The sequence below is a fragment of the Tropicibacter alexandrii genome (assembly GCF_003667315.2).
Lineage (GTDB): Bacteria > Pseudomonadota > Alphaproteobacteria > Rhodobacterales > Rhodobacteraceae > Tropicibacter > Tropicibacter alexandrii.
This window is the reverse complement of the sequence record NZ_RCTZ02000035.1, coordinates 1-24,535: the sequence shown is the minus strand read 5'-3', so window position 1 is coordinate 24,535 and position 24,535 is coordinate 1. Positions and strand designations below refer to the sequence as shown.

22 protein-coding genes and 1 tRNA gene are annotated in these 24,535 nt (G+C 64.7%); 10 read left to right on the top strand and 13 right to left on the bottom strand.

The genetic code is table 11. The features are described 5' to 3' along the window. From D8Z78_RS23680 to D8Z78_RS23670, 3 genes are all read right to left on the bottom strand, one after another. On the bottom strand, window positions 1-529 hold a 529-nt coding region (locus D8Z78_RS23680; RefSeq protein ID WP_206169731.1), incomplete at its 3' end, for a hypothetical protein. 338 nt (window positions 530-867) lie between these two features. After that, a tRNA-Asn gene (locus tag D8Z78_RS23675) sits at window positions 868-942 on the bottom strand. 79 nt (window positions 943-1,021) lie between these two features. After that, window positions 1,022-1,933, bottom strand: a complete 912-nt coding sequence (locus tag D8Z78_RS23670) for an MBL fold metallo-hydrolase (RefSeq protein ID WP_121634435.1) — start codon at window positions 1,931-1,933, stop codon at window positions 1,022-1,024. A gap of 53 nt (window positions 1,934-1,986) precedes the next feature. On the opposite strand from D8Z78_RS23670, the gene D8Z78_RS23665 reads away from it, so the two are divergent. Both D8Z78_RS23665 and D8Z78_RS23660 read left to right on the top strand, forming a co-directional pair. Then, complete coding sequence (locus D8Z78_RS23665) at window positions 1,987-3,276, top strand: ATP-binding protein (RefSeq protein ID WP_121634433.1); 1,290 nt, start codon at window positions 1,987-1,989, stop codon at window positions 3,274-3,276. Window positions 3,277-3,374: 98 nt separating this feature from the next. Further along, window positions 3,375-3,698, top strand: a complete 324-nt coding sequence (locus tag D8Z78_RS23660; protein WP_121634431.1) for a hypothetical protein — start codon at window positions 3,375-3,377, stop codon at window positions 3,696-3,698. A gap of 135 nt (window positions 3,699-3,833) precedes the next feature. Here the strand turns inward: D8Z78_RS23660 and D8Z78_RS23655 are convergent, their stop codons facing one another. The 5 genes from D8Z78_RS23655 to D8Z78_RS23635 form a co-directional block, all read right to left on the bottom strand. Continuing rightward, window positions 3,834-6,041: a hybrid sensor histidine kinase/response regulator gene (locus D8Z78_RS23655; RefSeq protein WP_121634429.1), complete on the bottom strand. Its 2,208-nt coding sequence runs from the start codon at window positions 6,039-6,041 to the stop codon at window positions 3,834-3,836. Next, complete coding sequence (locus D8Z78_RS23650; protein ID WP_240672253.1) at window positions 6,042-7,199, bottom strand: FIST N-terminal domain-containing protein; 1,158 nt, start codon at window positions 7,197-7,199, stop codon at window positions 6,042-6,044. A 40-nt stretch (window positions 7,200-7,239) separates the two neighbouring features. Continuing rightward, window positions 7,240-7,932, bottom strand: a complete 693-nt coding sequence (locus D8Z78_RS23645; protein ID WP_121634426.1) for a LuxR C-terminal-related transcriptional regulator — start codon at window positions 7,930-7,932, stop codon at window positions 7,240-7,242. 124 nt (window positions 7,933-8,056) lie between these two features. Then, a complete protein-coding gene (locus tag D8Z78_RS23640; RefSeq protein WP_121634424.1) occupies window positions 8,057-8,173 on the bottom strand; it encodes an entericidin EcnA/B family protein in 117 nt (38 codons plus the stop codon). Between the two features lie 22 nt (window positions 8,174-8,195). Continuing rightward, on the bottom strand, window positions 8,196-9,989 hold the full coding sequence (locus D8Z78_RS23635) for an extracellular solute-binding protein (protein WP_240672251.1): 1,794 nt from the start codon (window positions 9,987-9,989) through the stop codon (window positions 8,196-8,198). Between the two features lie 309 nt (window positions 9,990-10,298). On the opposite strand from D8Z78_RS23635, the gene D8Z78_RS23630 reads away from it, so the two are divergent. Continuing rightward, window positions 10,299-11,072, top strand: a complete 774-nt coding sequence (locus D8Z78_RS23630; protein WP_121634420.1) for a 3-hydroxybutyrate dehydrogenase — start codon at window positions 10,299-10,301, stop codon at window positions 11,070-11,072. An 84-nt stretch (window positions 11,073-11,156) separates the two neighbouring features. After that, window positions 11,157-12,197 carry a patatin-like phospholipase family protein gene (locus D8Z78_RS23625; RefSeq protein ID WP_121634418.1) on the top strand — a complete coding sequence of 347 codons (1,041 nt, stop codon included), beginning with the start codon at window positions 11,157-11,159 and terminating at the stop codon, window positions 12,195-12,197. Window positions 12,198-12,263: 66 nt separating this feature from the next. Here the strand turns inward: D8Z78_RS23625 and D8Z78_RS23620 are convergent, their stop codons facing one another. The 4 genes from D8Z78_RS23620 to D8Z78_RS23605 all read right to left on the bottom strand — a co-directional run bounded on the left by D8Z78_RS23620 (window position 12,264) and on the right by D8Z78_RS23605 (window position 15,806). Then, on the bottom strand, window positions 12,264-12,995 hold the full coding sequence (locus D8Z78_RS23620) for a DUF502 domain-containing protein (RefSeq protein WP_121634416.1): 732 nt from the start codon (window positions 12,993-12,995) through the stop codon (window positions 12,264-12,266). 79 nt (window positions 12,996-13,074) lie between these two features. Next, window positions 13,075-13,992 (bottom strand): pseudouridine-5'-phosphate glycosidase, encoded by a 918-nt coding sequence (locus D8Z78_RS23615; protein WP_121634414.1) that lies wholly within the window; start codon window positions 13,990-13,992, stop codon window positions 13,075-13,077. After that, complete coding sequence (locus D8Z78_RS23610) at window positions 13,989-14,879, bottom strand: PfkB family carbohydrate kinase (RefSeq protein ID WP_121634437.1); 891 nt, start codon at window positions 14,877-14,879, stop codon at window positions 13,989-13,991. The genes D8Z78_RS23615 and D8Z78_RS23610 overlap by 4 nt, the downstream gene beginning before the upstream one ends. Window positions 14,880-14,921: 42 nt before the next feature. After that, window positions 14,922-15,806: a LysR substrate-binding domain-containing protein gene (locus D8Z78_RS23605; protein WP_121634413.1), complete on the bottom strand. Its 885-nt coding sequence runs from the start codon at window positions 15,804-15,806 to the stop codon at window positions 14,922-14,924. Window positions 15,807-15,891: 85 nt separating this feature from the next. Between D8Z78_RS23605 and D8Z78_RS23600 the strand changes: the two genes are divergently transcribed. Continuing rightward, a complete protein-coding gene (locus D8Z78_RS23600; RefSeq protein ID WP_420824340.1) occupies window positions 15,892-17,118 on the top strand; it encodes an acyl-CoA dehydrogenase in 1,227 nt (408 codons plus the stop codon). A gap of 129 nt (window positions 17,119-17,247) precedes the next feature. Beyond that, a complete protein-coding gene (gene ilvD, locus D8Z78_RS23595; RefSeq protein ID WP_121634409.1) occupies window positions 17,248-19,095 on the top strand; it encodes a dihydroxy-acid dehydratase in 1,848 nt (615 codons plus the stop codon). Window positions 19,096-19,171: 76 nt separating this feature from the next. On the opposite strand, the gene D8Z78_RS23590 is transcribed toward ilvD, so the two are convergent. Next, window positions 19,172-19,831, bottom strand: a complete 660-nt coding sequence (locus D8Z78_RS23590) for a hypothetical protein (RefSeq protein ID WP_128910911.1) — start codon at window positions 19,829-19,831, stop codon at window positions 19,172-19,174. A gap of 296 nt (window positions 19,832-20,127) precedes the next feature. Between D8Z78_RS23590 and D8Z78_RS23585 the strand changes: the two genes are divergently transcribed. The 4 genes from D8Z78_RS23585 to D8Z78_RS23570 are packed head-to-tail and all read left to right on the top strand — an operon-like array spanning window position 20,128 to window position 24,380. Then, window positions 20,128-20,766, top strand: a complete 639-nt coding sequence (locus D8Z78_RS23585; RefSeq protein WP_121634405.1) for a paraquat-inducible protein A — start codon at window positions 20,128-20,130, stop codon at window positions 20,764-20,766. Continuing rightward, on the top strand, window positions 20,763-21,368 hold the full coding sequence (locus tag D8Z78_RS23580) for a paraquat-inducible protein A (RefSeq protein WP_121634403.1): 606 nt from the start codon (window positions 20,763-20,765) through the stop codon (window positions 21,366-21,368). Before D8Z78_RS23585 ends, D8Z78_RS23580 begins: the two co-directional genes overlap by 4 nt. Next, window positions 21,369-23,804 carry an MlaD family protein gene (locus D8Z78_RS23575; protein ID WP_121634401.1) on the top strand — a complete coding sequence of 812 codons (2,436 nt, stop codon included), beginning with the start codon at window positions 21,369-21,371 and terminating at the stop codon, window positions 23,802-23,804. It abuts the gene before it with no gap. 3 nt (window positions 23,805-23,807) lie between these two features. Next, window positions 23,808-24,380, top strand: a complete 573-nt coding sequence (locus tag D8Z78_RS23570) for a PqiC family protein (protein WP_121634399.1) — start codon at window positions 23,808-23,810, stop codon at window positions 24,378-24,380. The last annotated feature ends 155 nt before the right edge of the window (window positions 24,381-24,535 follow it).

Below are 24,535 nucleotides of genomic sequence, written 5' to 3'. Positions count from 1 at the left end.
GAAAAGCCCCGTCGCTTTCGAGAGAAAAGTGGCCTAAACGAGCACCTGGGGCGGCACGAAAACGAGACAGGTCCACTGCTGGGGCGGTTCGATCCTCGCTCGGGGTTATTCCGGCCGTTCTGATGGCACGGCGGAAGAACAGTGTCGGCTGTTCGTAGATCCCTTGCTGACGGCGGGAGCGCTCTTGGCTTATGTCGAGCAGGACCTTGGTCGCCTCGTAGGCCAGCGCGCTCCAGTCCTCGTCGCTGTTGTCGAGTTCGATGCCGAGTCGCTCGGCAACGTGGTGCAACGGGCGCAGCGCTACCTGCCGATCGCCGAGGTAAATCGCCTGTCGCAAGGTCGTCTGCAGTGCCTCTTCACGTCGGAGATCTTGGGCGGCGGCCTCCGGACTGCGGGGAGCGGCCACGGCGCGCATACGCTCAAAGGCCTCGATCTCGAACCGAGCGAGGTTCTCCAACATCCGGACCTGAACTTCGGGCGCAATCGCCATCATCATCTCCGCGTCTGCGGCGAAGACCAAGTCGCTCATCTCGGTGAGACAGCGGGCCAGGATCTTCGCGTCGCGGAGGATTTGGTTGCGAAGCGAGAAGCACAGAAAAACTTTTTTCGGCCGCGTCGTGTCTTCTTCTCCCGGCAGGTCGGAGGTGGCCTCGCCCCGGTCCCGTAGGGACCGGGGTAGGCGTCTGCGCCAAAAGTAGCCAGCGCGGCGGATTTCGAGGTGGGGCGGCAAGCTCCGATTCCGGGGCATAGGCATGCCCTCCTGTGCACACGTTGTGCACCGCCATGTGCACCAGACTGTGCACCTCGTCGTCGAGCTCCGAATCTGGAACCCGAAAATCCAATGATTTCAGGGGGTAGCTGGTATTTTGGCTCCGGCGGTAGGGATCGAACCTACGACCAATTGATTAACAGTCAACTGCTCTACCGCTGAGCTACGCCGGAATTGGGGCGGTCTATAGCCAAGTCGTTTTGGCCCGTCCAGTGGCTTTTTGCCCTTTGCGGTAATTTTCTTGGCCCCGCGTCACAGTCGCGCGAATACGGCACGGGCCGACAAACCGCCCCGCGCCGTGACAAGGCCGCGTGTGCTGAGGTCGATCAGATGCGCAAGGACGTTGCGCTCGGCCGCGGCCAGAAGGGGGCGCGGCGTGTCGGTGTAGATCCGATGGGTCAGGGCCTCGGCGCTGGCCGGACCATCGCCAAGCGCGTCGAGAATCGATGCCTCGCGCCCAAGCCTATGGGCCAGAAGCTCTTGCAGGCGCATCGCGGGGTTGTCGACCGGGGCGCCATGGCCCGGATGCAGGACGGACCAGTCCTGCGCCTGAAGCCGCCGGACCGAGGCCATGAAGGCCGTCAGATCGCCATCGGGCGGCGAGACCAGCGACGTCGCCCAACCCATCACGAGGTCGCCGGAAAACAGCTTGTCGTCCCAAGCGAAAGCCATGTGGTTGGCCATGTGGCCGGGCGTGTGCAGGGCGCGCAGGCTCCAATCCGGGCCGTGCAGGATGTCGCCGTCCTCCAGCAGCTCGTCCGGGTCGAAGCCATGATCGACGCCTTCGCCACCGCCCACCAGACCGCTTTCGGCCAGCGCTTGCATCGTTGCGCTGCGGCCCGCCTCCGCATGGCCAAACGCGTAGACGGGGGCGCCGGTCGCGCGCGACAGGTCCCGGGACAGGGGCGCGTGGTCGAGATGCGCATGGGTGACGAGAATATGGGTGATGCGCGCGCCGGTGCTGGCCGCAAGGATCGCGTCGAGGTGCGCCGGATCGTCGGGCCCGGGATCGATCACCGCCAGTTTCGTCGTACCGACGAGATAGGTGTTGGTGCCGCGAAAGGTCATGGGCGACGGGTTGGGCGCCACGATGCGACGCAGACCGGGCGAAAGCGGCTCGGCCATGCCGGGGACGGGGCGGAAATCCGGTTGCGGGTCGTGCATCTTGGTCTCTTTTGGCAATGGTGCGGCGCGGCGCTTGGGATTAGAACTAGCGCATGTCCTTTGACTGGCTCAAACAGTATATGCCCCGCGGGCTTTATGGGCGCGCAGCGCTGATCCTCGTGCTGCCGGTCGTGACCTTGCAGCTGGTGGTGTCGGTGGTGTTCATCCAGCGCCATTTCGAAGGCGTGACCGAACAAATGTCGAGCGAATTGGCGCGCTCGGTCAATCTGGCGGTTGCGGGCCTGCCCGGGGACGCGTTGCAACAACCGCTGAACGTGCCCCTGACCGAAGTCCCCGAAAGCGCGCTGCCCGCGGAAAATGACCGGCGCTGGTTCGACCTGTCTGGGCTGGTGGTGATCCGCGAACTCGGCCGACGGGTCAAGGGGATCGAGCGGATCGAACTGCCGGACAACCGCACCGTCCGGCTATATGTCCGCAACGGCGAGGCGCTGTATCGTGCCGACCTGGAACGCGGGCGCGCCTCGGCCTCGGCACCGCACCAATTGCTGGTGAACATGCTGTTCTTCGGTGGCCTGATGACCTTGATCGCGTTTTTGTACCTGCGCAACCAGCTGCGCCCGATCACCCGGCTTGCGCAGGCGGCAGAGGCCTTTGGCCGTGGGCGCAACGTGCCATATTCGCCGTCGGGGGCGGTCGAGGTGCGCGCGGCGGGCCATGCCTTTCTCGACATGCGGGCCCGCATCGAACGCCATATCGAACAGCGCACCATGATGCTGTCCGGCGTCAGCCACGATCTGCGCACGCCGCTGACACGCCTGCGGCTGGGGTTGTCGCTGCTCGATGACGAGGACCGCGAGCCGCTGGAGCGCGATGTCGAGGAAATGCAGCGGCTGATCGATGCCTTTCTCGATTTCGCGCGGGGCGATGCCGAGACCTCGGCCTCGGAGCTGACCGATCCGGTGGCGCTGGTCACCGGCATCGTCGCGGATTGCCAGCGCGCCGGGCAGGACGTGACCCTTGGTGAGATGCCGGTGTCGCGCGAGGTGATGCTGCGGCCGCGCGCGCTGCGGCGCGCGGTGGAGAACCTCGTGTCGAATGCCGGGCGCTATGGCACGCGCTGCATCGTGTCGCTGTCGCTGACCGAGAAATCCCTGCGCATCCGGGTCGAAGATGACGGGCCGGGGATCGCGCCGGAGGATCGCGAAAGCGCCTTGCGGCCCTTCGTGCGGCTGGACCCGGCGCGCAATCAGGACCGCGGGTCGGGCGTTGGGCTGGGGCTGGCGATCGCCGCCGATATCGCGCGCGCCCATGGCGGGGTGTTGCGGCTGGGCGCCAGCGAAGCGCTTGGCGGGCTGCGCGCGGACGTGGTGATCGCGGTCTGAGGCGACCGCTAAAATGCTGTGCGATTGACATGGTTTCGCCACGGGTCCTGCACGCTTTGGTGAGGAATGGCGGGCAAGAACGACAAGAGGTCCAACGCATGGACCGTTTCGTTCGCACCGCCAAAGGAACCTTGCCCATGTCCCTGTCCACGCTTGCCGGTCTTGCCACCATCGGCCTTGCCTCGCTGACCACCAGCGATGCGGATCTGCCCAAGGACCATGTCCTGATGGCGCAGGCGCAACCCTATGTCTCGACCCAAGGCTATGTTGCCGTGCCGTCGGGCGACTACATGACGACCGCGCAGGGCTGCACCTATCGCCGGACCAAGGCGCCGGGCTATCCCGAGCGTTGGATCCTTGTCCTGAACCCGCATCATATCGGCAAGCCAAACAGTCCGCGCGGCTGCAAGGGGATGATGTAGGCGCCGTGACCTGACGGAGCGGCTGCGCCGCGCTCTACGTCCCGGGGGCGTTGCCCCCGGACCCCCGTTCGGGGCTTCGCCCCCTGCGCGTGCCGCGCATTCCCCCACGGTATTTCAGGCCAGAAGAAACCCCGGTCAGGACATGCCCGCCGCCACGGTTTCGAGGAAGTGGCTGAGCTTGTGGCGATCCATGGGCTTGGGAAGGAATTCGATGCCCAAGCTCTTGCAATCGGCGCGCAGGCCCGTGGACCGGTCCGCCGATACGATGGCGCAGGGCAGGGGGCCCATCTGCTCGGTCAGGGATTTGTATAGCGCAAGCCCTGTGGGACCCGGGCCCAGCTGGTAATCCAGAAGCAGCGCGTCGGGGACCAGTTGCAAATCGTCGAGCAAGGACAGCGCGCTGGCCGCGTCCTCGGCCTCGAGCACGTTGACCTGCCAACTTTCGAGCATGATCGACAAGGCGCGGCGCAGTTGCGGGTCGTTCTCGACCAACAGCGCCACCAGCCCAGCCTGTGCGAGGCCCACGGGGCGGGCGCTGCGGCGCCCGGTCGGGCTGCGTGGACCGGCCTGACCGGCAATCGGCACGTTGACCATGAAACACGAGCCTTGCCCGGGCTCGGACCACAGTCCCATCGGGTGGCCGAGCCGTGCGCAGGCCTGTTCCACGATGGCGAGGCCAAGGCCCAGCCCCTCGTTCCGGCTGGCCTTGGTGTCGAGCCGCTTGAATTCCTCGAAGATGGCGTTCTGGTCCTCTTCGGCGATGCCGGGGCCGGTGTCCCAGACCTCGATCCGGGCGGAGCCACCATTGCGGCGCACGCCCACCAGCACCTTGCCCGCCTCGGTATAACGGATCGCATTGGCCAAGAGGTTCTGCGCGATGCGCCGCAGGTAGGACGGGTCGCTTTCGATGATCAGGTTGGTATCGACATAGTGCAAGCTCAATCCCTTGCGCAGGGCCAGCACCTCCATCTCATCCACAAGCGGGCGCAGGATGTCGCGCAGCGCCACCGGGCGGATGTCGAATTGCACGCCGTCGCCGTCGAGTTTCGAGATGTCCAGAAGCGCGTCGATGATCTGCTCGGCGGAGGTCAGCGCGCTTTCGGCCTTGTTCAGGACCGACCTGTCGCTGTCCGCCGTGCAGCGATCCGCCAGCGAGGACACGTACAGCTTGGCGGCAGAGAGCGGTTGCAGCAGGTCATGGCTCGCGGCGGCGACAAATCGCGATTTCGAGGCATTGGCCCGTTCGGCGGCGCTGAGGGCATCCTCCAGCTCCAAGGTGCGCTCCATCACCCGCTGTTCGAGGATCTCATTCAACTCGGCCAGCTTGGCGGCGGCCTCGCGTTCGGCGGTGACATCCGTCACCGAGATCACGAAGCCCCGGTCGGGCATGCCCCGGCCAAAGATCTGCAAGACCGCGCGCTCTCCGCGCTGGATCTCGAAACTGACGGGGCCGCGCTCGGCATCGCGTGCGGCCCATCGCCGGAAGCCGTCGCGGTCTAGCCCGCGCGTGAAGGTCACGTCATCCGCCATCAGGTCGAGCAGCGTGTTGAAGCTGGCCCCCAGTTGCAGCCGTCGGGCGGGCAATTCCAGAAGGCCCGCCATCTTGGCGTTCCAGCCCACCAATCGCCCGTTTTCGTCGAAGATCGCAACGCCTTGGTTCAGATGGTCCAGCGTCGCGCGGATCATCCGCGCCTGCTTGTCCTTCAGCCGTTCGCGCTCGGCCCGTTCGAGCCGGATCAGGTCGGTGACGTCGGTTTGCAGGACGACGGTGCCGCCATTCGCCGTGCGATGCTCCGACACCTGCAACCAGCGCCCCTGCGCCAGTTGCACGTTGAACATGACATGCCGGTCGACGTGACGGCGGATGCGCTGCGCGGCCCAGGCCTCTGCCGTGGTGCCCTGCGGCAGCGCCAGATAGCGCGAGCGGCTGACCCGGTCGACATAGCCGGCAAAGGGCGTGCCGGGGCGCAGGTCGCGGGCCGTGTCGCGGAAATCCCGGCAAAAGCGCGAATTGCACATGACCAACACATCGGCCGGATCGAACAGGGCAAAGCCCTCGGACACGGTCTCGATCGCGTCGGCGAGGTTGCGGCGGGCGGCCTCGGTCTCGTCATTGGCGCGGGCCAGTTGGGCGTTGGATTCGTGCAGCAGGTCGAGCGTGCGCTCCAGCTCCAGTGTGCGTTCGCGCACCCGGCGTTCCAGCAGCGCGGCGCGCTCGAATTGCGCATAGGCGGCCGAGGATTGCTCGGACCCGTATTCGACGCGCTTCATCAGCGCCTCGGCGATGATTTGCAGCTTTGCGTTTTGCCGTTCAAGGCTGTCCGCAGGGTTGATCAGCGACATCTACACACCGTCCAAAGGGGGATAGATCGCCACGCCGGTCAGGGTCTGGTTGACGTGCAAGGCACCGATCTGCTCGCCATAGGTGGAAAAGCCGATCACGCGGTGGCGTTGCAGGATGTCCGAGATCTCGCGCGTCTTTTGCAATTGCCCGGCCTCGATCCGGCGCAGGATGCAATCGCAGCCAAGGATATGGTCCGGTGCGACGCCCCGCGCCAGCCGGGACAGGCCTGCCTCCAGATGGGCCGAGATATCCTCGTGATCGGCCAGCGACAGGACCATGCCTTCGTTGATCGCGGAGAAGAACACCAGATCGCCGTTCTCGCTGACCCGCTGGATGGCGCGCACATGGTGGGTGTCGCCAAGGCGCAGCACCACCGGATGGGCCGCGAAGGTGAAGGGATCAAGCTGGTTCGGGTCCTTGCCCAAAAGCCGCGCATATTCCAGCGCCGCGGTCTCGGCGTTGAGTTCGTGGACCACGCGCGCCTCCGGGTCGGCGCGGGTGACGACCATGCGCGTGTCCGTGGGAATGAGGTTGTCGAGGCTGAAGACCTTGACCCGGCAGCGCGACCGGACCAGCGCCAGCAGGGCCGCGTTCTGTCGGATCGTGCCGTTATGGCTGAGCCATGTGCTGCGGAACGCGGTGCCATCTCCGGACGATCCGCCGAACAATGGCATCGGCCCGAGGCCCGAGGCCAGCACGCCGGACAGGTGTTCCTCGCGCAGGGACAACCCGTCGACCATGAGAAAGGCGAATTCCGAGGGCATGTCGGGTGCATCCCGGTTCAGTGCCATACGGCGCTGGATCACCGAGTCGATGATGCGCTGGTCGTCCATGTGGTCGAGATCGTCGATCGCATAGGCCGAGACCGCGAAATAGGCGCGGGGAAAGGCCACGGCGATGATCTGCCCCTCTTCGTAGCCGTGTTCGCCCAGTTCACCGGCGGTGGTGCAGGCAAAGACATCGGCGCCGCGAAACGCGATATGCGCCTCGCGCGTCAGGTCGGCGAAATCGGCATCCGGCGAGGCAAACAGGCAGACAAGTGCAAACGGGCCATCGCCCAGCCGGTCGGCCAGTTCACGCCCCGGGTTCAGTGCGGTGATCGGCACCTGCGCTGTGCGCAGCGCTGCTGCACTCTCCTCCCTCAAGGCTCCGTCCACGGATCGCTCTCCTCCTGCGTCGGGTGGAAAGGATGGCGGTCTAGCCGTCGGTTGGCAAGACCCTCGCAAAGCGCGCCTCCTGCGCGACCAGAACCGCCTGCGTGCGTGAATGCACGCCCAGCTTGCGCATGATCGCGGTGACATGCGCCTTGACGGTGGTTTCGGCGATGGTCAGGTCGTAGGCGATCTGCTTGTTCAGCTTGCCCTCGCAGATCAGGTGCAGGATGCGGGCCTGCTGGTTGGTCAGGCTGGCCAGCCGGGCCAGCGCATCGTCGGGGTTGTTGTCCGAGCTTCCCGTGGGGTCGATGAACCCGTCGGGGACGAAGCTTTGCCCGGCGCTGACCGCCTCGAAGGCGCGGCGGAATACGGACCGCTGCGAATGCTTGGGCACGAAGCCGTCCGCGCCCGCCTTCAGCGCGTGGCTGATCATGGTGTTGTCCGCCATCGACGAGGCGATGATGATTCGGGCCCGCGCCGCGGCATTGCGCAGCCGCACCAGCCCATCGAGCCCGTTCACATCAGGCAGGTTCAGGTCCAGAACGATCAGCGACAGCGCGGGGTCCTGCGCCACCACGTCCAGCGCCTTCTCCAGCGTGCCCGCAGTGCGGATTTCATCGAAATCTGCGATCGATTGCAGCGTCAGCGTCAGCGCATCGCAAAACAACGGGTGGTCGTCGACCACCAGCGCTGTGCCGTGCGTGCTGTCAATCCGGACTTTGGCTGGGTCGGTCATGGCGGTCCTGCTCGTTGGTGTGGTCCCAGTCTACAGGCCCCGCCAATCCCGGTCTTTTACCCAAAGGTCGTATCCCGGACCAGTCCCGGCGCAGGCCGGGATTGGCCCTAGGCCCCCCGATGGGTCAGAACCAGCTTTGGACGGTACGCGCCCCGCCCGAAATATCCTTGCCGATCCCTTCGACCGTGCCGCAGCCCGCAAGGGTCAACGCCACGATCCCGAACAATACTGCTTTCTTCATCGTTTGCCTCTTTGCTCTTGTCTTATTCGTCCAGCCAGTACCAGACATCCGGCTGCCACTCGATCCAGTCGCCATAGATCGGGATGTATTCGGGGTGTTTCAACTCTTTCGCATGGGCCAGCCGCGAGATGTTGAATTCATAGAACGGGATCACGTAGCGCCCCGCGGTCAGAAGCCGGTCCAGCGCCTTGGTCGCCGCGCGGAAGTCCTCTTGGCTTTCCGAGTTCAGAAGCTTTCCGATCATCGCGTCGATGGCGGGCGATTTCACCCCCATATAGTTGCGCGATCCGGGTTGGTCGGCGGCTTCCGAGCCCCAATAGGCGTATTGCTCGTTGCCCGGCGACAGCGACACGCCGCGCCGATAGACCGTCATGTCGAAATCGAAATTATCCGTGCGCTCGCGATATTGCGGCCCGTCGATCGAGGTGACGGTGGCGGTGATCCCGAGGCGGTTCAGAGTTTCGACATAGAGATTGGCAATCGTGGTGTTCTCGACCTGACCCTGACCCAGCAGGATCTCGAATTCGAAGGGTTCGCCCGAGGCGTTCTTCAGCACGCCGTCCTGCACCGTCCAACCGGCCTCTTCCAGCAGCGCCAGCGCCGAGCGGATGTTGTCCCGGTTGCGCTCGCTGCCATCGCTGACCGGCAGGCTGTAACCTTCGATCACGCCCGGCGGGACCTGATCGGCGAAGGGTTTGAGGAATTCCAGCACGCGGCCCTCGGCGGGGCCGTGATCCATGCCGAGAATCGAGTTCGAGAAATACGAGGTGATGCGCGGCTGGGTGCTGCCGGTCAGGGTTTCGTTGATGAACTCGAAGTTAAACGCCTGTATCAGCGCCTCGCGCACGCGCCAGTCGGCGAACATGTCCTTGCGGGTGTTCATGACGAAACCGGTGATCCCGGTGGGGCGGCCATGGGGGATCTCTTCCTTGACGACCTCACCAGCGGAGATCGCCGGGAAGTCATACTGGGTTTCCCATTTGGAGGCGTTGAATTCCCGCATCGAATTCAGGATGCCACCCTTGAACGCCTCGAAAAACGCGGTCTCGTCGCCAAAGAATTCCAGCCGGATCGTGTCGAGGTTCTGCGTGCCGCGCCGGATCGGCACATCCTTGCCCCAATAGTCCGGATCGCGGGTCAGTTCGACAAAGCGCCCCGCTTCGAAATCGGTGATCGTGTAGGGGGCCGAGGTGATCGGGATGACGTCCAGACCGGATTCGGTGAAATCCTTGCCGTCCCATTGCGCCTTTTTCAGGATCGGGCGCATGCCGACCAGCAGCGCCAATTCGCGGTCCTCGGCATTGAAGGTGAACTTGATCTTGCGCTCGCCGGTCTGCTCCATCTTGTCGATCTTGCCCCAGACGCCGTGATAGCGCGGGTGGCCGACAGTGCCGAGCGTCTCGTAGGACCACATCACATCCTCGACCGTGACCGGGCTGCCATCCGAGAATCGCGCCTCGGGTCGGAGGGTGAATTCCACCCATTCGCGGTTCTCGCCAACCTCAATCGATTCGGCCAGAAGCCCGTAGAGTGAGAAAGGTTCGTCCCAGTTCCGGCCCATCAGGCTTTCGACACCAAGAAAGCGCAGCTGCCACGGCGTGCCGCCTTTGAGGATATACGGGTTGAGGCTGTCGAAGCTGCCGACCTCGCCGGTGGCGATATAGCCGCCCTTGGGCGCATCCGGGTCGGCATAGGGCAGGGACACAAAATCCGGTGGCAGGGCGGGTTCGCCATACATAGCTATGCCATGCTGGGACTCGGCCACGGCGAATCCCCCTGCGCCGATCAGCCCGCAAACCGCACTGGCCCGAAGCATTTTATGGAAAAAATTAACGCTCATTTCGGCGACAATCCCTGTATGACCCTGTTTTATTGGCCCTGAGCGTATAGGGGCTTTTACGCCTTTTCAAACTTTTAGCTTGGACTCGGGCGAGGGATTGCTTATAAGGAATGCACTGCTCGATAGGTTTCTTGCCTGTATGAAACCTGCCTCAATGACTTAACCCCGGCTTCGGCCGGGGTTTTTTTTCTGGGCACCCGGCCACCCGTCTTGGACGCGATTGCCCTTTCCTTCGACATGGCATGGCTTATGGTTGCTGCAAAGCAGCATAACGGGAGCATCACCATGTCACTGAAGGGCAAGACCGCAATCATCACGGGTTCCAATTCCGGCATCGGCCTGGGCGTCGCACACGAATTGGCGCGCGCAGGCGCGGATGTGGTCATCAATTCCTTCACCGATCGGGACGAGGATCACGCGCTGGCCGACGAAATCGCCAAGGCGCACGGCGTCACCTGCCGGTATATCAAGGCGGACATGTCCAAGGCGTCGGACTGCCGCGCGCTGGTCGAACAGGCCGGGGCCTGCGACATCCTCGTGAACAATGCGGGCATTCAGCACGTGGCGCCCATCGACGAATTCCCGCTGGAGAAATGGGATGCGATCATCGCGATCAACATGTCGTCGGCGTTCCACACCACCGCCGCCGCGCTGCCGATGATGCGCAAGGCGGGCTGGGGCCGGGTGATCAACATCGCCTCGGCGCATGGTCTGACGGCCTCGCCCTTCAAATCGGCCTATGTCGCCGCCAAGCACGGCGTCGTCGGCCTAACCAAGGTCACCGCGCTGGAAACCGCGCGCGAGCCGATCACGGCGAATGCGATCTGCCCGGGCTACGTGCTGACCCCGCTGGTCGAGGCACAGATCCCCGATACGATGGAAAAATACGGCATGGGCCGCGACGAGGTGATCGAAAAGGTCATGCTGGAACGCCAGCCCTCCAAGGAATTCGCCACGGTCGAGCAACTGGGCGGCACGGCGGTCTTCCTGTGTTCGGATGCCGCAAGCCAGATCACCGGCACGACGATCAGCGTCGATGGCGGCTGGACCGCGCTGTAAGGGCGGGTAGGGGGCTTTGTCCCCCTTGGCCTGCGGCCAATTCCCCCCAAGGTATTTTAGGACCAAAGAAGCAGGGGCGACAGAATGAGCGACAAGATCAGGATCAATCTCGCCCTGCAGGGCGGCGGTGCGCATGGCGCCTTCACTTGGGGGGTGCTGGATCGGCTTCTGGAAGAGGAGGATATCGAGATTGCCGCGATTTCCGGGACTTCGGCCGGGGCGCTGAACGGCGCGGCACTGAAGGCGGGCATGGTCCGCGGCGGGCGCGACGGCGCCCGTGCGTTGCTGGAAGAGACATGGGCCCAGATCGGTGCGCTCGACGATATCGCCTTGCCGCTATGGCTGCAGGCGTGGCTGCCCGATCCCGGCCTTGTCAGCCGGTCGCTGGAATATTCGGTGCCTTATATGTGGGGCGAGGCGGTGGCGCGCATGTTGTCGCCCTATGCTTGGGGGCCGCTTTACCGCAACCCGCTGGAGAAGGTCGTCGCAAGGCTCGACTTCGACGAAGTCTGCGCGGCGGCGGGGCCCGATCTGACGGTTTGTGCGACCCATGTGCGCGACGGCAAGATCCGGCTGTTTCGGGGCGATGGCATCTCTGGCAAGGCGATCATGGCTTCGGCCTGCCTGCCGACCCTGTTTCAGGCGGTCGAGTTGGAGGACCCGCTGACCGGGGTCGTCGAGGCCTTCTGGGATGGCGGCTATACCGGCAACCCGGCGCTGTTCCCGTTCTTCGAGCCCGAATTGCCGGGTGATGTCGTCATCGTCAACATCAACCCCCTGTATCGCGAGAAGGTGCCGGTGACGCCGCACGAGATCCAGAACCGGATCAACGAGATCAGCTTCAACTCGTCGCTCCTGCGCGAGTTGCGGGCCATCGATTTCGTGCAACGCTTGCTAGAACAGGGGGCGATCCCGGATGGCGCCATGAAGCGGGTGCGGGTCCACATGATTTCCGACGATACCTTGATGAACGAATTGTCGGTGGCGACCAAGACCCTGCCGATCCCCTCGGTCCTGTCCCAGTTGAAGACCGCCGGACGGCGAGCGGCCGGCATGTTTCTTGCCGACCATCGCGACGCCATAGGCAAAAACCAGACCGCGGACCTGCGTGGCATGTTTAACTAGAACCGGGCGTTCGAGGTCGGATCGCCCGGCAAGCCGGGCGTTTGCTGCACGATTTCGGGCAGTCAGTTAGGACGCCTTGCGCAACATCTCTTCGACGCCTTGCTTGGCCTTCTCCTTGTTCGGATAGACAAGCCCCGCCGAGATCACCAGCTTGGCGGCGTCCTCGATGGACATGTCCAGTTCGACCACGTCCTCGTTCGGGAAGAACAGCAAGAAGCCGGAGGTCGGGTTGGGCGTGGTCGGCACGAAGACCGAGGTCATGCCGCCCATGGTGGGGGTCTTGGCAAGGATTTCGCCCTTGGCCTCGGTGGAGATGAAGCCGATCGCCCAGATGCCCTTGCGCGGGTATTCGATCAGGCAGGCCTTTTCGAAGCTGCGTTCGGATTGGGCGAAGACCGTTTCGGCCAGTTGCTTGATCCCGGAATAGATCGAGCGCACGACCGGCGTGCGTTCCACGAGGCTCTCGCCAAAGCGGATCATCGAGCGGCCGATCAGCCCCTTGGCGATCCAGCCGACGATGATGGTGAACAGCAGGAAGACGACGACGCCGAGGCCGCGCACGTTGACGATGATCTGGTCGTCGCCTTCCAGTCCCAGCGTGCGGTTCACCAGCTGTGTCGGGTGATAGGATTCCGGCACGAAGGGCCAGACGAAGCCGTCGACCCAGCCGATCACGGTCCAGATCAGCCAGACGGTCAGGCCGACAGGCGCAATGACCACGATCCCCGTCAGGAACGAGTTGCGCAGGCGCGTCAGGATGCCCGCGCGCTTGGGTTCTTTGTCAAAGGGATTGGTCATCGCCGGGTCCAGAAACGTGTTTCGGAGCGAAGTTAGGTGGTCCCGGCGTCCGGCACAATGGGCGCTGCCGCATAAGACATCAATTGCGAGGCAATGCGCCCAATTCACTGGCAATCGCGGCCGCAAGGCGCGCATTATTGAGAACCAGCTGGATGTTCGCATCAAGCGACCGGCCCTCGGTCAGCTCGTAGATGCGTTGCAGCAGGTAGGGGGTGACACCCTTGCCGGTGATTCCGTGGGTGTCCGCGTCGCGGGTGGCCTCGGCGATGATCGGGGCGAGCGTGTCGGCGGGGATTTCATGCGCGGCCGGAATCGGGTTGGCGATCAACTGCCCGCCGGGCAGGCCCAGCGTGGCGCGCATGCGATGGGCCCGTGCAATCTCGCCCGCGCTGTCGAGCCGCAGCGGTGCCTTGATCCCTGAGGCCCGCGACCAGAAGGCCGGCAGCTCGTCTTGGCCGACGGCAATGACCGGTACGCCATTGGTTTCCAGCACTTCCATGGTCTTGGGCAGATCAAGGATGGCCTTGGCGCCAGCTGCTACAACCGTGACGGCTGTCTGCGACAATTCGGCCAGGTCGGCGGATATGTCGAAGCTGTCCTCGGCGCCCTTGTGCACCCCGCCAATACCGCCGGTGGCAAAGACCTCGATCCCCGCCAGTTGCGCGGCGATCATCGTCGCGGCGACAGTGGTGGCGCCGGTGCCGCCCTGTGCCATGCAGACCGCCATGTCGGCGCGGGACAGTTTGGCAACGCCCTTTGCCTGAGCCAACTGTTCCAACTGTGCATCCGTCAGGCCGATATGCAGCGTCCCGTCCATCACCGCGATGGTGGCGGGCTCCGCACCGTTGTCGCGCACCGTCTGTTCGACCAGCCGCGCCGTTTCGAGGTTCTGCGGATAGGGCATTCCGTGCGTGATAATGGTCGATTCAAGCGCGACAACCGGGGTTCCGGCGTCCTTTGCGGCACGAATTGCGGGCGACAGGGTGTAGCAGGTCATGTGGCGATATCTCCGGAAACATGGGCGGCGGCGGCGGCCAGCGCGCGGTCGAGTGCGTCCTCACGGGGCGTGCCGGCACGCTCGGCGGCGATATGGGCCGCCATGAAGCTGTCGCCCGCGCCGGTGACCCGCGTGACCAGAACCGGCGGCGGGGTCCGGGTCAGGGTCTGATCTGCCGTGGCATCGGCGCAAGGCTGCCCGCCATTGGTGACCAGCGCCCGGGCCGCGCCGCGCGCAACCAGCGCATGGGCGGCCTCCGGCGCGGTGGCGAAGCGGGTCTGGCACAGCAGGCCCGCCTCTTCGAGATTGACGTATAGCGTGCCGCGCCCGGCATGGACAAAGGCTAGCAGCCGCTCGGCCTTGCCGGGGCTGGCGGGTGCGATGCGCAGATCAGCGCGGGCAAAGACCGGATCGGTGGCGATGCGGCTCAGCAGGTCGGTCGTCAGGTTGCCGTCCAGCGCCACGATCCCCTCATAGGGCCGGTCGGGCGCGCCGAGCGGTCCGCCTGTCACCGGCGTCAGGATCTTATCCCCGGCGGCCTCAAGCGAATGAGCGTCGGCGATGGCGGCGATCAGCCCGTTGGCCGCCTCGATCGCCATGTAGACATCGGTCGGCAGGTCCTCGGGCCGGTAGGCATAATCGGTGACAAGGCCCATGCGACGGCACTGGGCGATCAATTCCTCGCCCTCGGCATCGCGGCCAATGGCAGTCAGCAACGCCGGGGCAAGGCCATGCTTGGCCAGCCCCATGGCGATGTTCATGGCGACACCGCCGGGCAGGCGGGTGATGCGGCCGGGCCGGTCCGCGCCCAGCGGCATATGGCCGGGGCTGCGCCCGATTACGTCCCACAGGACGGAGCCGATGCAGAGAAGGTCGGGTTGGGTCATGGCATGGGTTTTGGACCGGTCGGTCAGGCGGCGCAAGGGGGGTCAACGCGGCAGCATCTCGTCTTCGATATGGCCGAGCCAGTCGATGAAGGCGCGCAGGGCTGGCGGGACGGGCCGTTCGCGCGGCCATACAAGGTGGTACTGGCCCAGCGGCACCGGCTCGGCCTCGGACGCGGCATGCAACCGGCCCGCGTGACGGTCCGCCTCGGTCAGGTCGTCGGGCAAAAGCGCCACGCCCAAGCCGTGCAGCGCCGCCTGCAAGAGCGTCGAGAACTGGTCGAAGCTGGTGCCCGACAGTGGCCCCTGAGGCGCGCCTTGCAGATCGAACCACCGCGACCATGCGCGCGGGCGGGACTGGATATGCAACAGCGGAAGCCGCGCGATTGCCTGCGGCGCAAGCGGCCGCGGCACCAGCGAGGGCGCAGCGACAGGGCGGCCCAACTCCTCAATCAAGGGCAGGTGATCGGTGCCGGGCCACGCTTCGGGGCGTCCGAAATGAATTGCTGCGTCAAAGGTTTCGGACGAAAAATCAAATGGATGCAGTCGTGTACTCATGTTGACGGTGATGTCGGGGTGACGGCGCGCGAAATCCGGCAGGCGCGGCACGAGCCAGCGCATGCCGAAGCTGGGCAGGATCGCAAGGTTCAGCGCGCCCCCGGTCGGATCCAGCCGCAAGGCCAGCCCCGCCTGCGCCAGACGATCCAGCGCGACACGCACGTCGGCCGCATAATCCATTGCCTGAGGTGTGAGGCGCAACACCCTGCGATCCCTCAAAAAAATCTCGACGCCCAGATGATCCTCCAGCGATTTCAACTGCCGTGACACGGCGCTTTGCGTCAGGTTCAGCTCTTCGGCGGCGCGGGTGGCGCTGCCCAGACGGTCAAGCGCCTCAAGCGCGCGCAGGGCGGTGATTGGCGGCAAACGCATGACATTTCCTCATGAATGCTTGCGGAATTATCGTTTTTCCTTGCGCTATGCGCAAGCTATGATGCCCCCAAATCAGGAGGACATGATGAACGAGATGAGCAAACCCGCCCTCAAAGCCAAGGACGCTCCCGATTTGGGCCGCTTCGACTGGGAGGACCCGTTCCGCTTCAACGAGCAACTGACCGAAGAAGAACGCATGCTGTCGCAAGCTGCGCGCGATTTCGCGGCGGAAAAGCTGGCACCCAAGGTCACCAACGCCTTCATGGAGGAAACCACCGACCCGGAGGTGTTCCGCGAGATGGGGGCCATGGGCCTGCTGGGCGTCACGGTGCCCGAGCAATATGGCGGGCTCGGCGCGGGCTACGTGTCCTACGGGCTTGTGGCGCGCGAAATCGAGCGGATCGACAGCGGTTATCGGTCGATGATGTCGGTGCAATCCAGCCTCGTGATGTACCCGATCTATGCTTACGGGTCCGAAGAGCAGCGCATGAAATACCTGCCGAAGCTGGCCACCGGCGAATGGATCGGCTGTTTCGGCCTGACCGAACCGGATGCGGGCAGCGACCCGGGCAGCATGAAGACCCGCGCCGAAAAGACCGATGGCGGCTACCGTCTGACCGGCTCGAAAATGTGGATTTCCAACGCGCCCATCGCCGATGTCTTTGTCGTCTGGGCGAAATCCGACGCGCATGGCGGCAAGATCCGGGGCTTCGTTCTGGACAAGGGCACCAAGGGCCTCAGCGCGCCGAAGATCGGGCAAAAGCTGTCCCTTCGCGCCTCGATCACCGGCGAGATCGTGCTGGACGGGGTCGAGGTCGGTGAGGAGGCGTTGCTGCCGCATGTCGAGGGCTTGAAAGGCCCGTTCGGCTGTCTGAACCGGGCGCGCTATGGCATCGCTTGGGGTGTGATGGGGGCTGCGGAATTCTGCTGGCACGCGGCACGGCAATACGGGCTGGACCGCAAGCAATTCGGGCGCCCGCTGGCCCAGACCCAGCTGTTCCAGAAAAAACTGGCCGACATGCAGACCGAGATCGCGCTGGGGATGCAAGGCTGCCTTCAGGTTGGCCGCCTGATGGATCAGGCGCAGGCCGCGCCCGAGATGATCAGCATCCTGAAACGCAACAATTGCGGCAAGGCGCTGGAGATCGCGCGCCACGCCCGCGACATGCATGGCGGCAACGGGATTTCCGCCGAATTCCAGGTGATCCGCCACATGGTCAACCTTGAGACGGTCAACACCTATGAAGGCACCCATGACGTGCATGCGCTGATCCTTGGCCGTGCGCAGACCGGATTGCAGGCGTTTTTCTGAACCCACCTTGCGCGGGGTCACCGGCCTTCGCATATGACGTGCGAGGGCCGTTTTCGTGCACGAATTGCCGTTCCCTCCGGGACCTGTGCGATATATGGTCCGCGAAATTCGCAAATCAGGGAGGTCCGCATGCCCCGTTATCGTTCGAGAACCAGCACCCATGGCCGCAATATGGCCGGCGCCAGAGGCTTGTGGCGCGCAACGGGCATGGGGGATGACGATTTCGGCAAGCCGATCATCGCCATCGTCAACAGCTTTACCCAGTTCGTGCCGGGCCACGTGCACCTGAAGGACCTTGGCCAGATGGTCGCCCGCGAGGTCGAGAAAGCGGGCGGTGTCGCCAAGGAATTCAACACCATCGCCGTCGATGACGGCATCGCGATGGGCCATGACGGGATGCTGTATTCGCTGCCGTCGCGCGAGGTGATCGCCGATAGCGTCGAATACATGGTCAACGCCCATTGCGCCGACGCGATGGTCTGCATCTCCAACTGTGACAAGATCACGCCCGGCATGTTGATGGCTGCCATGCGCCTGAACATCCCGGCGATCTTCGTCTCGGGCGGGCCGATGGAAGCGGGCAAGATCGACATTGCCGATCTGGATGTGAAGAAAATCGACCTCGTCGATGCCATGGTTGCCGCCGCCAGCGACACCTATACCGATGAGCAGGTCCAGCATATCGAGGAAAACGCCTGCCCGACCTGCGGGTCGTGCTCTGGCATGTTCACCGCCAACTCGATGAACTGTCTGGCCGAGGCGCTGGGTCTGGCGCTGCCGGGCAATGGCTCGACGCTGGCGACCCATGCGGACCGCAAGCACCTGTTCCTCGAAGCCGGGCGCAAGATCGTCGAGATCACCAAGCGCCACTATGACCTTGAGGACAAGGGGCTTTTGCCGCGCGAGATCGCGACCTTCGAGGCGTTTGAAAACGCCATGAGCCTCGACATCGCCATGGGCGGGTCCACGAACACCGTTCTGCACCTGCTGGCGATTGCCCGCGAGGGCGAGGTGAACTTCACCATGGACGATATCGACCGGCTGTCGCGCAAGGTGCCCTGCCTGTGCAAGGTCGCGCCGAATATCGAGAACGTCCATATGGAGGACGTGCACCGCGCGGGCGGGATTTTCTCAATCCTTGGAGAGCTTTACCGGGCAAACCTCTTGCACGGGGATTGCGCCACGGTCCACAGCGCGACCATGGCCGAGGCCATCGGGCATTGGGACATCAAGGTTGCCAACAACCCCGAGGCCGAGCGTCTGTTCAAGGCCGCGCCGGGTGGCGTGCGCACCACGCAGGCCTTCTCGACCGAGAACCGCTTCAAGGATCTGGACACCGACCGCGAGGGCGGCGTGATCCGGTCCAAGGAGCACGCGTTCAGCCAGGATGGCGGTCTGGCGGTCCTGTTCGGCAATATCGCCGAGGAAGGCTGCATCGTGAAGACCGCCGGGGTCGACGCCTCGATCCTGACCTTTACCGGCACCGCGCATGTCTGCGAAAGCCAAGACGCCGCCGTCAGCGACATCCTGACCGGCAAGGTCAAGGAGGGCGACGTGGTCGTCATCCGCTACGAGGGCCCCAAGGGCGGCCCCGGCATGCAGGAAATGCTGTACCCGACCTCCTATCTGAAATCCAAAGGTCTGGGCAAAGCCTGCGCGCTGCTGACCGATGGGCGTTTTTCCGGCGGCACGTCGGGCCTGTCCATCGGGCACGTCTCGCCCGAGGCGGCCGAGGGCGGCACCATCGGTCTGGTCGAATCCGGCGACAAGATCGAGATCGACATCCCCAACCGCCGCATCCATCTGGCGGTGGACGACGCGGTTCTGGCCGCGCGCCGCGCCGCGCAGGATGAAAAGGGCTGGCATCCCGTCGAGCCGCGCAAGCGCAAGGTCTCGACCGCGCTGCAAGCCTATGCGGCGCTGACCACCTCCGCCGCCAAGGGCGCGGTTCGCGACGTCACGCAGCTGAAGAAGTAAACCGCCGAAACGCAATCATGAACGCCGCCCACGGGAAACCGGGGCGGCGTTTTGCGTTTCGGATCACACCCTCAGATCACATCCTGTGCGTCAGGTATTTGCGCCAGTCGGGCGGCTCTGCGGGGCGGTTGTCGCTTTGATCGTGGACCCATGTTTCGACGGCGGCGCGCCACGCGTCCACCTGTGGTTTTTGCAGGGCATAATCGGCCTTGGCCCTGGTGATCTTCGCCCGCAAATCCCGCAGATCAGGGCCGCTTCCGATGAGGCGATCGATGCTGGCCGCGTGCCGGTCCGTCCCGTTCAGGTACAGATAAAAGACGTAAACCTGCCGGATACGTGACGCTCGCAGAACTTTGCGGTTCGCGACTTCGGTAAAGTAAAAGCTGAAATCCACCATGATTTCAGGCGGAAAGCAGGATTGCGCCAGTTGATGCAGCGCCCCGGCCAAGAGGGCATTGGGATGCCGGCACAGGCACGTGTCCAGTTCGGGGTTGCACACGTACCCACCCCGGCCAGAGACGCTCCACAGATGGGGGGCGTCGTCCCAGACCACGGCGTTCATTTCCGTGAGCATATCGCGCGGGGAGGGCAGCGAGAGACTGGCCAGAAACGGCCGGTGCCAAGACCGGATGCGCGGAACCACGATGCGCGGACGGCGGTAACGTTCCGTCGTTTCGGCAAGATCGCGGGCGAGCAGCGTCTTCCAATCGACGGGACGTTCGTCATCGCCGAGCATCTTTGCCAGCCCGCGATAGAGGTCTTTGACCAAACCCCTTGGATCACCTGTCATGCGTCTTCACCCGTCGATTCCCTTTGGGTCTGGATGCACGGCAAATTTGTCGATCTTTGGGCCGCGCACGTATGCCGGGAGACTTTCGTTGAACCTTGGTTGGAACATGTCGCACACCGACCAAACCGTCGGCAGTTTTCGCACACGCAGCAAATGCGGGCTTGTCCGGGGGCTGCAACGTGACATCTTGTGTCCCATCCTTGGTAAGATTAAGCCACGGGGAGCTAGATGAGGTATGTGACATGGGGCAGGGGGGCAATATCGGCGATACCGCGCAATTGATCGGCTGCCCGGTCTGCGACGAACTGCACCAGCTGTCGCGCCCCGACGAAGGCCATCGCGCGCTGTGCCGCTGCTGCGGCACCGTGCTGATCACCTCGCGCGACCGCGCTGGCATCAACATCCTCGCCCTGTCGGTCGCGGTCATGGTGCTGGTGATCGCCGCCACCATCTTTCCCTTTCTGTCGATCGACGCGGCGGGCATCGCCAATCGCGTATCGCTGTGGGACGTGGCCACCAGCTTTCGGTCCGGTCTGCTGGTTCTGGTGTCGGTTGCGACCGTCTTGCTGATCGTGCTGGTGCCGCTGATGCGCACGGCGCTGCTGGTCTATGTCATCGCGCCGCTGGAATTCGACCGCCCGCCGCTGCCACGGGCGCGGGGCGCGTTCCGCACCGCGCAGGCGCTGCGGCCTTGGGCCATGACCGAGGTCTTCTCGATCGGTTGCGCGGTGGCGCTGGTCAAGGTCTCGGACCTTGCGCATCTGGAATTCGGCCCGGCCTTCTGGATGTTCTCGGTCCTGTCGCTGATCGTGGTCGTCGCCGACCGCTACTTGTGCAGTTGGTCGATCTGGACCGCCCTCGAAGAGGCAGAGCCGACATGACCCGCGCCATCGACGCAGGTTTGGTGACATGCACCGAATGTGCCTCTGTCTGGCCACGCGGGCAGGGGACCTGCGGGCGCTGCGGCAATGCCTTGCAGTCGCGTCACACGCGCAGCCTGCAACGGGTCTGGGCGTTTTGGCTGACCGGCCTGCTGTGCTACGTTCCGGCCAACCTCTCGCCGATGCTGGTGACCTCGACCCTGACCGGAACCAGCGCCAACACCATCGTCGGCGGCGCGGTCGAGATCGCCAAGCACGGCGATATCGGCATCGCCGCCATCGTGCTGGGGGCCTCGGTCGCGATTCCGGTGGCCAAGTTCCTCGCCATCGCCTATCTGGCCGTGTCGGTGCAGCGCGGCTCGGCCCGCAGCCCGGCGGCGCGGCTGCACCTCTACGAGGCGGTGGAATTCATCGGGCGCTGGTCGATGATCGACGTCTTCGTCGTCGCCATCCTCAGCGCCTTGGTGCAGTTGTCGGTTGTCGCCTCGATCCGTCCCGGACCTGCGGCGCTGACTTTTGCCCTGTCCGTCATATTTACTATGCTGTCCGCCCGATCCTTCGATACGCGACTGATCTGGGACGAACACAACCGAAAGACGTGAATGACCCAAGACGACCCAACCCAACCCGGTTCCCTGCGCGAAGAGCCGATGACCCGCCGTCCCGGCTTCAGCCTGATCTGGGTGATCCCGGTGCTGGCGGTGGCCGCCGCCGTGGGCGTGGCCGTGCGCAACTGGTCCGAGCGCGGTCCGCTGATCGAGGTCATCTTCAATCAGGCCGAGGGCGTGCGTCCGGGCGAGACCGAGCTGCGCTATCGTGACATCCCGGTGGGTGTCGTCGAGACGGTCGAATTTTCCGAAACCCTCGATCAGGTCGTGGCGGGCATCCGGCTGGACCAGACCATCGCCCCCTATGTCGATGCCGATGCGCTGTTCTGGATCGTGCGTCCGCAGGTCACGGCACAGGGCGTGTCGGGGCTCGATACGGTGCTGTCGGGTGTCTATATCGCGGGCGCATGGGATGGCGAGCCGAGCGCCGCCGAGGCGCGTTTCATCGGTGCGGAAACCGCGCCGCTGCTGGCGCTTGGCGAACGCGGCACCGTGTTTACCCTGCGCTCGGATACCAGCCTGCCGACGGCCAACACCCCGATCCTGTATCGCGGCGTTCAGGTTGGCCGCATGGGCGAGGCCGAGGTCGACGGGCAGGGCTTGAGCGTGCGCGCCGAGGCGGTCATCCTTGAACCCTACGACCAGCTCGTCAGTTCCTCGACGCGGTTCTGGGACACGTCTGGGTTCAGCTTTTCGCTGAACGCATCCGGCGCAAGCCTTGATTTCAGCTCTCTGGCCTCGCTGATTTCGGGCGGCGTGACTTTTGAAACGCTGGCCTCGGGCGGCACGCCGCTGGAAAAGGACGCGGTGTTCACCCTGCACCCTGACGAAGCCACCGCGCGCGAGGATTTCTTTCTCGAGGGCGAGGGCGGCAGTGTCGACCTGATGATGATCTTCGACGAGAACCTCGCCGGGTTGCAGGCCGGGGCCGATGTCAGCCTCGGCGGGCTGAAACTGGGCGAAGTGCAGACCATTTCCGGCGTCGTGGATGCCGATCGCTTCGGCGATGACGAGGTGCGGCTGGTGGCCACCGCCCGGATCAATCCGGGTCGTCTGGGGCTGGCGCAGGACGACGAGGGCGCCTCCTTCCTGTCCTTTCTGGAACGGCGCGTGCAAGAGGGTCTGCGCGCCCGGCTGGTCACGGCCTCGCTGTTGACCGGCGGATTGAAGGTCGAATTCGTCAACCTGCCCGATGCCACGCCCGCCGCGCTGGACCGGCAGGCCGACCCGTACCCGATGCTGCCCACGGCGCCCGCCGAGGTCACCGATGTCGCCGCCTCGGCACAAGGGCTGCTGTCGCGCGTCGACAACCTGCCGGTCGAGGAACTGATGGCCGAACTGATCGGCTTGCTCGAAGATGCGCGCGGCGTGATCGGCTCCGAGGATGTGCAGGCCGCGCCTGCGGATCTGCGCGCGACCCTGCAAGCGGTGCGGCAACTGGCCGAAAGCGAGGAGATCGCGGCGCTTCCGGGGCAGGTGGGTCAACTGGCCGAAGGGCTGAACGATGCCTCCGCCAAGCTCAACGGGCTTTTGACGCAGGTCGAGGACCAGCAGGTCGTCGCGGCGGTCAGCGACTTGATCGCAGCCTTCGAAGACACGGCCCAAGCCCTGCCGCCCTTGGCGGACCGGGCCGGTGCGGTGCTGGACAAGGCCGAGGCGCTGCCGCTGCAACAGATCGCCGAGCAGGTCTCTGCGCTGCTGGGCAACGCGGATGCATTGGTCGCCAACGAGGATCTGGCGGCGCTGCCGGGCGATCTGCGCACGACTTTGGACAGTTTGCGCACGATCGTCGAATCCGAGGATGTCGCCGCGCTGCCGGGGCAGGTGGGCCAACTCGCCGAAGGGCTTCAAGAGGCCGCCGACCGTGTGAACACGCTGCTCGAACAGGCCCAGCAGGACCAGATCATGGCCAGCGTGTCGCGCCTCGTCGCGTCGCTCGACGGCACGGCGCAGCGTCTGCCGGGGCTGGCCGATCAGGCCAGCGCGGTGCTGTCGGATGCCGAGAACCTCGCGCTCGACGATCTGGCCGCGCAGGCGCGCGATCTGCTCGCCAGCATCGACCAACTGGTCGATCAGGACAGCACGCGCGCGCTGCCCGACAGCCTCAACGGTGCGCTTACCGAGTTGCGCAATACGCTTGAAGACTTGCAGGAAGGGGGCGTCGTCGACAATGCCAATGCCACGCTCGCCTCTGCGCGTCAGGCGGCGGAGGCCATCGCAGAGGCGTCGCGCAGCCTGCCGGGTCTGGCGGACCGGCTGGCCCGCGTTGCCGACCAAGCCGGATCGACGATTGCTGGCTACAATACCGACGGCACCTTTGGCCGCGAGTTGAGCCAAGCCATTCGACAAATCGAGGCCGCCGCGCAAAGCTTCGACCGACTCGCGCGCCAGATCCAGCGCAACCCCAATTCCCTGATCACCGGGAGATAAGCCATGAAATCCTTGACCCTGATTGCGCTGCCCTGCGCCTTGCTGATGACCGGCTGCGACACCGCCGAACCGCGCTTTGACGCGCCGGTGCTGACCGCCGCAGCCGCGCCATTGGAAAAGGTCGCAAGCCGGTATGCGCGGATCGAAATTGTCTCGGTCACCTTGCCGAGCTACGCCCAGGCCGAGGAAATCTATCAAAGCGATGCGGACGGCGCGATCCTGCCTCTGGGGCCGCTCTGGTCGGACGAGCCGGGCCGGGCGATTACGCAACAGGTGGCGCGCGACCTCGATGTGATCACCGGGCGGCTGGTTGCGCCCGAGCCTTGGCCATTCCGAGGTCTGCCGGATGTCCGCGTCGATATCCGGGTGCAGGATTTCTACGCAACCACGGCTGGGCAATTCCGTCTGTCCGGCCAGTACTTCGTCGCACCCGAGGAATTCGGCCCGGATCGCGCCCGGCAATTCGATATCCTGACACCGATCGGCGGAGAGGCTGGCCCGGGCGCCATCGCCGCGGCCCGCAACGCCGCCGTGTCCGAGCTGGCAGGGTTGATTGCGCGCAACGGCTTGCGCTGACCGCGCCAAGTTTGTTCTTTGCTGCAATGTGTTGCGGGCAGAAGGCCGGGCGACGGTGACGTAATCAAACGATGCACAATGTTGCAACCAAGTAGAAATGTCGCGTGGTTGGCAAAGCAGAAATGTCCCACCTGGAGCGCCGTGAGCGCAGCCGG

Coding starts and splice junctions, on each gene's coding strand:
- D8Z78_RS23670 (WP_121634435.1), bottom strand. CDS start 1,933: ATGCACGACCCGCAACCGGATTTCCGCCCCGTCCCCGGCATGGCCGAG.
- D8Z78_RS23665 (WP_121634433.1), top strand. CDS start 1,987: ATGTCCTTTGACTGGCTCAAACAGTATATGCCCCGCGGGCTTTATGGG.
- D8Z78_RS23660 (WP_121634431.1), top strand. CDS start 3,375: ATGGACCGTTTCGTTCGCACCGCCAAAGGAACCTTGCCCATGTCCCTG.
- D8Z78_RS23655 (WP_121634429.1), bottom strand. CDS start 6,041: ATGTCGCTGATCAACCCTGCGGACAGCCTTGAACGGCAAAACGCAAAG.
- D8Z78_RS23645 (WP_121634426.1), bottom strand. CDS start 7,932: ATGACCGACCCAGCCAAAGTCCGGATTGACAGCACGCACGGCACAGCG.
- D8Z78_RS23640 (WP_121634424.1), bottom strand. CDS start 8,173: ATGAAGAAAGCAGTATTGTTCGGGATCGTGGCGTTGACCCTTGCGGGC.
- D8Z78_RS23635 (WP_240672251.1), bottom strand. CDS start 9,989: ATGCTTCGGGCCAGTGCGGTTTGCGGGCTGATCGGCGCAGGGGGATTC.
- D8Z78_RS23630 (WP_121634420.1), top strand. CDS start 10,299: ATGTCACTGAAGGGCAAGACCGCAATCATCACGGGTTCCAATTCCGGC.
- D8Z78_RS23625 (WP_121634418.1), top strand. CDS start 11,157: ATGAGCGACAAGATCAGGATCAATCTCGCCCTGCAGGGCGGCGGTGCG.
- D8Z78_RS23620 (WP_121634416.1), bottom strand. CDS start 12,995: ATGACCAATCCCTTTGACAAAGAACCCAAGCGCGCGGGCATCCTGACG.
- D8Z78_RS23615 (WP_121634414.1), bottom strand. CDS start 13,992: ATGACCTGCTACACCCTGTCGCCCGCAATTCGTGCCGCAAAGGACGCC.
- D8Z78_RS23610 (WP_121634437.1), bottom strand. CDS start 14,879: ATGACCCAACCCGACCTTCTCTGCATCGGCTCCGTCCTGTGGGACGTA.
- D8Z78_RS23605 (WP_121634413.1), bottom strand. CDS start 15,806: ATGCGTTTGCCGCCAATCACCGCCCTGCGCGCGCTTGAGGCGCTTGAC.
- D8Z78_RS23600 (WP_420824340.1), top strand. CDS start 15,892: ATGAACGAGATGAGCAAACCCGCCCTCAAAGCCAAGGACGCTCCCGAT.
- ilvD (WP_121634409.1), top strand. CDS start 17,248: ATGCCCCGTTATCGTTCGAGAACCAGCACCCATGGCCGCAATATGGCC.
- D8Z78_RS23590 (WP_128910911.1), bottom strand. CDS start 19,831: ATGCTCGGCGATGACGAACGTCCCGTCGATTGGAAGACGCTGCTCGCC.
- D8Z78_RS23585 (WP_121634405.1), top strand. CDS start 20,128: ATGGGGCAGGGGGGCAATATCGGCGATACCGCGCAATTGATCGGCTGC.
- D8Z78_RS23580 (WP_121634403.1), top strand. CDS start 20,763: ATGACCCGCGCCATCGACGCAGGTTTGGTGACATGCACCGAATGTGCC.
- D8Z78_RS23575 (WP_121634401.1), top strand. CDS start 21,369: ATGACCCAAGACGACCCAACCCAACCCGGTTCCCTGCGCGAAGAGCCG.
- D8Z78_RS23570 (WP_121634399.1), top strand. CDS start 23,808: ATGAAATCCTTGACCCTGATTGCGCTGCCCTGCGCCTTGCTGATGACC.